7 protein-coding genes are annotated in these 7666 nt (G+C 69.9%); 4 read left to right on the forward strand and 3 right to left on the reverse strand.

Going from position 1 to position 7666, the window contains the following annotated elements; all coding sequences use genetic code 11:
- Window positions 1-215 precede the first annotated feature (215 nt).
- The 4 genes from AC08OQ_RS15675 (at window position 216) to AC08OQ_RS15690 (ending at window position 3741) form a co-directional block, all read left to right on the forward strand.
- Entirely contained in the window at window positions 216-1262 is a 1047-nt protein-coding gene (locus AC08OQ_RS15675) for an aldo/keto reductase (protein WP_476602327.1), read from the forward strand.
- A gap of 183 nt (window positions 1263-1445) precedes the next feature.
- Window positions 1446-2465 (forward strand): ATP-binding cassette domain-containing protein, encoded by a 1020-nt coding sequence (locus AC08OQ_RS15680; protein ID WP_476602326.1) that lies wholly within the window; start codon window positions 1446-1448, stop codon window positions 2463-2465.
- A gap of 6 nt (window positions 2466-2471) precedes the next feature.
- Window positions 2472-3326 (forward strand): ABC transporter permease, encoded by an 855-nt coding sequence (locus AC08OQ_RS15685; RefSeq protein WP_476605573.1) that lies wholly within the window; start codon window positions 2472-2474, stop codon window positions 3324-3326.
- A 109-nt stretch (window positions 3327-3435) separates the two neighbouring features.
- On the forward strand, window positions 3436-3741 hold the full coding sequence (locus tag AC08OQ_RS15690) for a hypothetical protein (RefSeq protein ID WP_462185878.1): 306 nt from the start codon (window positions 3436-3438) through the stop codon (window positions 3739-3741).
- A 149-nt stretch (window positions 3742-3890) separates the two neighbouring features.
- On the opposite strand, the gene AC08OQ_RS15695 is transcribed toward AC08OQ_RS15690, so the two are convergent.
- The 3 genes from AC08OQ_RS15695 to AC08OQ_RS15705 all read right to left on the reverse strand — a co-directional run bounded on the left by AC08OQ_RS15695 (window position 3891) and on the right by AC08OQ_RS15705 (window position 7499).
- Window positions 3891-4328: an SsgA family sporulation/cell division regulator gene (locus AC08OQ_RS15695; RefSeq protein ID WP_462185877.1), complete on the reverse strand. Its 438-nt coding sequence runs from the start codon at window positions 4326-4328 to the stop codon at window positions 3891-3893.
- A 360-nt stretch (window positions 4329-4688) separates the two neighbouring features.
- Entirely contained in the window at window positions 4689-5195 is a 507-nt protein-coding gene (locus tag AC08OQ_RS15700; protein ID WP_476594024.1) for a universal stress protein, read from the reverse strand.
- A 201-nt stretch (window positions 5196-5396) separates the two neighbouring features.
- Window positions 5397-7499, reverse strand: coding sequence for a WD40 repeat domain-containing serine/threonine protein kinase (locus tag AC08OQ_RS15705; RefSeq protein ID WP_476612148.1), 2103 nt, complete (start codon window positions 7497-7499; stop codon window positions 5397-5399).
- Window positions 7500-7666 lie beyond the last annotated feature (167 nt).

Here is a 7666-nt window from a genome sequence, read left to right on the forward strand (position 1 = left end):
GGGATTCCCGGACCTCGCGGGCCGGGTTCCTGCTTCTTTTCCCGACGGGAGGTTCCGACGGATGCGTCACCGACTACCGTCGGTTCGGCCTCCCTCCGTCTCCACAGAATCTCCACAGGCGAGCACGGCTCGTCTTCTATCCGGTCTGATGCGAAAGGGGGTGAGCGGCGTTTCCTCCTCCGCGTGAACGCGGAGGTCTCCACGCCGCACATACCATGAAGTACCGCAAACTCGCCCGGACCGGCGTCGAGGTCAGCACCCAGTGTCTCGGCGCCATGATGTTCGGCGCGTTCGGCAACACCGACCACGACGAATGCGAACGCATCATCCATCGGGCCCTCGACGCCAGCATCAACTTCATCGACACCGCCGACATCTACTCTCAGGGTGAGAGCGAGGAGATCGTCGGCCGGGCCATCAAGACCCGCCGCGACGACATCGTCCTTGCCACGAAGTGCTTCAGCCCCATGGGCGACGAGCGCAACTCCCGCGGCGGCTCGCGGCGCTGGATCATCCGCGCCGTTGAGGATAGCCTGCGCCGCCTCGGCACCGACTACATCGACCTCTACCAGGTCCACCGCCACGACTGGGACACCGACCTCGAGGACACCCTCGGCGCCCTGTCCGACCTCGTCCACGCCGGCAAGGTCCGCTACCTCGGCTCCTCCTCCTTCCCCCCCGACTGGATCGTCGAGGCCCAGTGGGCCGCCCGGCGCCGTAACAGCGAACGGTTCGTCTGCGAACAGCCCCAGTACTCCATCTTCGCCCGCTCCATCGAAGAAGCCGTCCTGCCCGCCGCCCAACGCCACACCATCGGCATCATCCCCTGGAGCCCGCTGGCCGGCGGCTGGCTCACCGGCAAGTACCGGCGCGGCGAGCAGGCTCCGGCCGGATCGCGCTACTCGCCCCAGGGCTTGCTCAGCCGCCGCCAGAGTCAGGCACTCTCCGAGGACCCGAACGCGCCTGCCCGCTTCACCGCGCTGGAGGAGCTGACCACCGTCGCCGAGCAGACCGGCGTGTCCCTCACTCACCTCGCGCTGGCCTTCGTCGACAGCCACCCCGCCGTCACCTCGGCCATCATCGGGCCCAAGACGCTCGCTCAGCTCGACGACGTCCTCCCGGCGGCCGAGATCACCCTCGACCAGGCGACGCTCGACGCGATCGACGAGATCGTCACCCCCGGCACCGACATCGCCGGTACCAGCCACTACAGCGGTAACCCGGCACTGCAGCCGGCATCCCGCCGCCGGACGGACCACTGACGGACGGACCACTGACGGACGGACCACTGACGGACGGACCACTGACGGACGGACCCACCGGCGTCAGCGTTCCGTCAGTGGGCCGTCGCCACGACGCCTAGGCGGTCACCGCCGTCCCTCCAGGGTGGCCAAAGTGTCAGTGGTAGCCGGCATGCTGATCCCATGACGGACAACGCTGATCCCATGACGGACAGACGAGAACCTCCCACCCCCGCAATCGTCTCCGACGGGCTCGTCAAGCGCTACGGCGAGACGACGGCGCTGGCGGGCGTCGACCTGACGGTGCCGGCCGGCACCGTCTTCGGTCTGCTGGGCCCGAACGGCGCGGGCAAGACCACGATCGTGCGGATCCTCGCGACCCTGGTGCGCCCGGATGCCGGCACCGCCCTCGTCGGCGGCTACGACGTGCTGCACGACAGTCACCGTGTGCGCCAGCTCATTGGGCTGACCGGCCAGTACGCCTCCGTCGACGAGATGCTCACCGGCACCGAGAACCTCGTGATGATCGGCCGGCTGCTCGGCCTGCCGCGGTCCGCAGCCAAGGCGCGGGCCCGGGAGCTGCTCGCTGACTTCCGTCTGGACGACGCGGCGAACCGCTCTGCGAAGACCTACTCCGGTGGCATGCGCCGGCGACTCGACCTGGCCGCGAGCCTGGTGGGGCGCCCGCGCCTGCTGTTCCTCGACGAGCCGACGACCGGCTTGGATCCGCGCAGCCGCAACGAGATGTGGGACATCGTCCGCGACCTCGTGGGCGGCCAGGGCGTCACGGTGCTGCTCACCACCCAGTATCTGGAGGAGGCCGACCAGCTCGCGGACGAGATCGCGGTCGTCGACCACCGCCGGGTCATCGCGCAGGGCACGCCGGACCAGCTGAAGAACCGGGCGGGCGGCCAGGCCCTCGAGGTCCGCCCGCTCGACGCCGCAGACGTGGCGCTGGTGGCAACCACCGTCGCGGAGGTGGTCGGCGCGGCCCCGGCGGTGGCGGGCACGCTCGTCAGTGTCCGAGTCACCGACCCCGCCGTGCTGCCCGCGGTCGTCCGTCGGCTCGACGACGCCGGGGTGAGGGTGGGCGAGCTGGCCATGCGCGGCTCCAGCCTCGACGAGGTCTTCCTGTCCCTGACCGGCCACCCGGCCACCGCCTCCGGCCAGGCCGCCACCACAACCGACACGGCCGCGAAGATCCCCGCGGCGACGAGGAGCTGAGCTGCCGTGACGACCCTGACCAGCCCGACCACGCCCACCCCGGACCAGCCACGCTTCTCGACGCACGGCACCGCCGAGCCGGTCGGCGCCGCGCGGGTCACCCCGCTCGACGCGCTTCGCCACACCGCGACCCTGGCCTGGCGCACGCTCGTCCAGGTCAAGCACAACCCGATGGAACTGCTCGACTTCAGCGTGCAGCCGCTGATGTTCCTCCTGCTGTTCACCTATGTGTTCGGCGGGGCGATCTCCGGCTCGACCTCCGACTATCTGACGTTCGCGCTGCCCGGCATCATCGTGCAGAACACCCTGTTCACGACCCTGAACACCGGCATGGGGCTCAACGCCGACCTCACCAAGGGCGTGTTCGACCGGTTGCGCTCCCTGCCGATCGCCCGGTCCGCGCCGTTGGCCGGGCGCATCGTCGCCGATCTCGTCAAGCAGATCTGGGCCATCGCCATGCTGCTCGGCCTCGGATACGTGCTGGGTTTCCGCATCGAGACCGGCCCGCTGCAGGCACTGGCCGCCTGCGGCCTCGTGGTCCTGTTCGCGCTGGCGATCTCATGGATCTCCGTGCTGGTCGGGATGCTCGTCTCGGAGCCGGAGAAGGTGATGGCCTTCGGGTTCACCCTCATCTTCCCGTTGACCTTCATCAGCAACGTGTTCGTCGAGACGTCGTCGATGCCGGGCTGGTTGCAGGCGTTCGTCAAGGTGAACCCGGTGACGGCCCTGGCCGACGCGACCCGAGGCCTGCTGGTCTCGGGCCCGGTGGCCACGCCGACCTGGCACGCGCTGGTCTGGGCGGCGGGGCTGGCCGCGGTCTTCGCGCCGCTCGCCCTCACCGCGTTCAAGCGCCGGGTCTGACCGGTGCCGGGGCGACGCCGCAGCATCCCCGGAGGCAGACAAGCCGTCTTCCGGGTCCGGAGACGATGCGCTATAGTCACCCGGGCCAGGCAACATAATGGGGGTTCAAATGAGTGTCATCGTCGCCATGACTCTGAAAGTCGATCCAGCGGCTCTTCAGCAGCTGTTCGCATCGAAGGCGGATATCTTCACATCCGTCGCCGAGCAGGCAAAAAAGGTGGGAGCCTTGCACCATCGTTTCCTTGCCGGCGACGGGCAGGTCATCATCCTCGATGAATGGGATTCCGCGGAGGCGTTCCAGGAGTTCTTCACCAATCAGCCCGAGATAGCCGCCCTCATGCGGGACGCCGGCGTCGAGGGACCCCCGGAGATTCAGGTCTGGCAGCCGATCGAAGGCGCGCCCGACACCTTCTGAGCGGGCGCGCGGGACACGGGCGGGGGACGGCTACGGTTCCCCGTATCCGCGCCGCGGACCGGACCGGCGCCGCGGACCGGACTGGCGCCCCCGCCCGGAATCGTCATTACCAGAGTTGATGATGAGATCTTTGAGAACACCCGAAGCGGTCAGGTGTTCCGGGTGTGCAGCAGCATGTGAAGCTCGTTGTCCCAGTCGATGCCGTTACTCTCCCGCCCCACTGGAACCTGCCCGTGGCAGTCGGCGAGAAAGGCGATGACCTTCGACTTCGCCAGCTCAAGATCGGCATGCCCCGACGGGCTGGACAGGGACACCGTGATCACCGACCGCCCCTTGGACGCCGTCGGCCGGATGCGCACGTCGCCGGTCCCGGCGGGAACCTCGATCCCTTCGGCTAGCAGCGCGCGAGCGAAGATCCAGGTGATGGCCTCTTCACCGGAACGTAGGATCAACTCGACAGCGAAGGGATCAGCCGGGTCGTAACGGAGTGTGCCGGGAATCGCTTCTCGCTCCCCCTCCTCCATGACGTAGTCAACGGATAGATCGCGCGCCACGATATGCGCGGGCGTCGAGCTGTGACGGAGCATCGCTGCCTCCCAACAGGTCGGATTCGACACTGTTCAGCATCGCGCCCGGCGACGCCCGGTTTGGCCGCCCGACGGGCCTCTCTGGACGGGCGGATCAACCCGGCACGGCCGGGCCGGTCGGCATAGCCGGCGAGTGAACGCAACGTCACGATCCCATCGCTATTTTGTCACGGTTTCGGCATGGTTTCGGCGACCCCACGTCGAGAGATTCCGGCCGAGTCCGCCGACGGGTGCGGCGATGACCTCGTTACTGGCCCGACGGGTGCCGACGCTGGCCGTCATACCGGTGGGAGGGAGCCGGCCCCGGCCGTCAGGACCATCCGCCCCCACCGGACGGCCCGGACGGGAACCATCCGGGCCCTACGGCACGACGGTGACCGGCCAGCGACCGCCGCGGACCATCCGGCTCGCCAGGGAACCGACCAGGCGGTGCCCGGCGCTCTCGGACGCCCCGATGACGACCATGTCCGCCTGTTCCTCCGTCGCGCTCCGCTTGAGCGCCTCGAACGGATCGCCGGCCCGCACGACGAACCGGATGGGGACGCCCAGCTCCTCGGACCGCTCCAGGATCGCCTCGCGCACCTCACCGATGACCGAGTCAATCACTTGCTGCATCGCCTCCCCGGCCGGCGCCGGGGACATCGCCGCCCACACCGAGGGGGCCGCGACATAGACCACCACCAGTCGGGACGACTGGCGGCGGGCCAGCCCGGCCGCGTAGGCTGCCGCGCGCATCGACGTCCGCGACCCGTCGACCCCGGTCATGATCACCTGTGGGCCGTCCGTGCCCAACTCGAAGGGCCCCCGCTTCCAGGAGGGCCCGAAGTCCTCGACCGACAGCACCGCCCGGCCTTCTGCAGCATTCACACCAACCAGTCTTCCCCGTCGACCGGTGCGTCGGTGGGCGCGGGTCGACGTCCTCCTCCGGCGGATCTCAACCCGTGAGGACGTAACCCAGCACGCCCTCGACGGTGAAGCCCTCGCCTGCGGTCGAAAAGCCGGACGGTTCACCTGGCAGGCCGCTCCAGTGGGCCTGACGAGCAATCCGGCGGCCGGCCCGTCGTCAACTCAACCGCAGGGAGCCCGGTAACTCATCTCCCTGAAGGCGGTGCTCCATTCACCGGCGGTGATCCGGTTCGCCGGATCGGCGCACGCGGTGTCCGCGAGCCGGCCGGGCTCGGCGTCCCACAGCCGCAATGTCCCGTCGTGACCAGCCGAGACGACGACGCCCGTGCCGGAGACGAAGGCGATCGCGCTGATCGGCTGGGTGTGCCCGTGCCACTGGGTCAGCAGGATCGGCCTGTCCAGACGGGAGATGTCGGTCAGCCGGACCGTCTCGTCATCACCGGCGGATGCGACGACGTCGGCACCCGTCTCGAAGGCCACGCTCTGGACCCCGCCCAAAGAGCCGGTGGCGACGCCACGGGCGGGATTATCCGGATACCGCACCTCCCACAGGCGCACCGTGGCGTCGACGCCGCCGGAGACCAGAACGCCTCCGTCGCCGGTGAAGACCACGGACCGCACCCCACGGCTGTGCCCGCGCAGGATTCCACCCGCGGTCGGCCGCGCCGCGTCCCGGATGTGCCACAGATGGACGGTGCCGTCGTCACCAGCGAACGCGAGCAGGGTGCCGTTCGGCGCGAAGGCCACCGAGCGCGCTCCCCCGGTCTGACCGTCCGCCCGGACGCGCTGCTTCGGATGCGCCGGGTCCGTGACATCCCACAGCGCGACGATGCCGTCCGCACTGGCGGACCCGAGAGTGTTGCTGTCCGGGCTGAAGGCCACCGACTGCACCGCGCCGGCGTGGGCCTGGATGGTCGACCATCGGACCATCTGGTCGGGGTCGTGCAGGTTCCACAGCCGGATCGTGCCGTCGGAGTGGCCCGCGGCGAGCAGGCCACTGTCCCGGTTGAACGCCAGCGACTCGACCCAGCTGCGGCTCGACACCGAGACGGAGGTGCGCCGGACCAGCTCGGTCCGACCGGCGACTTCCCATACCGTGACGGTTCCGTTGTCGCTCCCCGCCGCGGTCCAATGCCCGTCCGGGCTCACCGCGAGCGCCAGCAGGGCACCGGTCCCGACGGGGATGGTGGTCGGGGTGATCCCGGCACCGAACAGCGCGATCATCGCGCTCCGGGTCCTGGCCGAGCGCGGCTCGGCGCGGTAGGCCGCGAGCGCGAGCCGGCGGGCGAGTCCCGTGTTGCCATCCTGGAGGAGCAGCGCCCGCTCGGCGACCGCCTCGGGCACGCTCGTCTCGGTCCGCGAGGCCCCGCTCCTGGTGGACACGATGGCGACCGTCGTCACGAGCACGGTGACGGCAGCCACCAGGGCAACGATGATCAGCGGACGTCGGTTGCGGGCCCGGCCGCCCGGTGGCGCGGTGGACGAGGACCTCTGCGACGACGAGGACGACCGCTGAGACGAGGACGACCGGGACGCTCCTCGCCCGGTGTCCTGGCTGTGTTCGTCATCGGTCCAGACCGTCACCAGAGCATCGGCGAAGTCCCGGGAGCGGGACGACGAGCCGGCGCCCGGCCGCCAGCGGGCATCCGGCCCGGACGGTGACGCCTCGCTCCCCGACGAGGACGACCCTAGCCCGGGAGAAGACGTCGGGCCCGGAACCGACGAGGGCTCCGGAACCGACGAGGGCTCCGGCGGAGACGGCGGGCCGGGAACCGACGATGCCACCGGCGGGGACGACACACCCGGAACCGACGACGGGCCGGACCGGGATGGTGCCCCGGGAATGCCCGGCCCCGGGAACGAGAGCAGGTTCGCGGGCGGCGGGGGTCCGATCGGCTGATGGCCGGTGACGGGCGTGATCGGACCCGCGAGGTCGGCGTCGCTCGCCGGCGTCCCGGAGGCGCCGCCGGGAGGCGTGTTCAGCGGCCGGATCAGCGCGGTCACCTCGGACAGGGACAGCCCCTTGGCCACCATCGGGGCTTCGGCACGTAGGTCCAGAAGACGCGCGTAGAGCTTCTCGGCGGTGGGTCGCTCCGCCGCTGCCTTGCGCATCGCATCGGAGACCAGGGGCCGCAGGCTGTCCTCGAAGCCGTCAAGCATCGGAGGATCGTTGACCGTCCGGTACAGCACGCTGGGAGCAGGGCCGTTACCGAACGGGTAACGACCGGTCCCGGCGAAGATAAGGACACCGCCCCAGGCGAACACGTCCGCCGCCGAGGTGACCTGCTCACCTAGGGCCTGTTTGGGAAGTTCATCGGGGCAGCCATTCGTTGATCGCGGCGATGGTGACTGTTGCTTCGTAGCGGACGGCTAGCTTGTCGTAGCGGGTCGCGACCGCTCGGTGGCGTTTGAGCCGGTTGATGCCGCACTCC

Source organism: Frankia sp. CcCS3, from assembly GCF_977927575.1.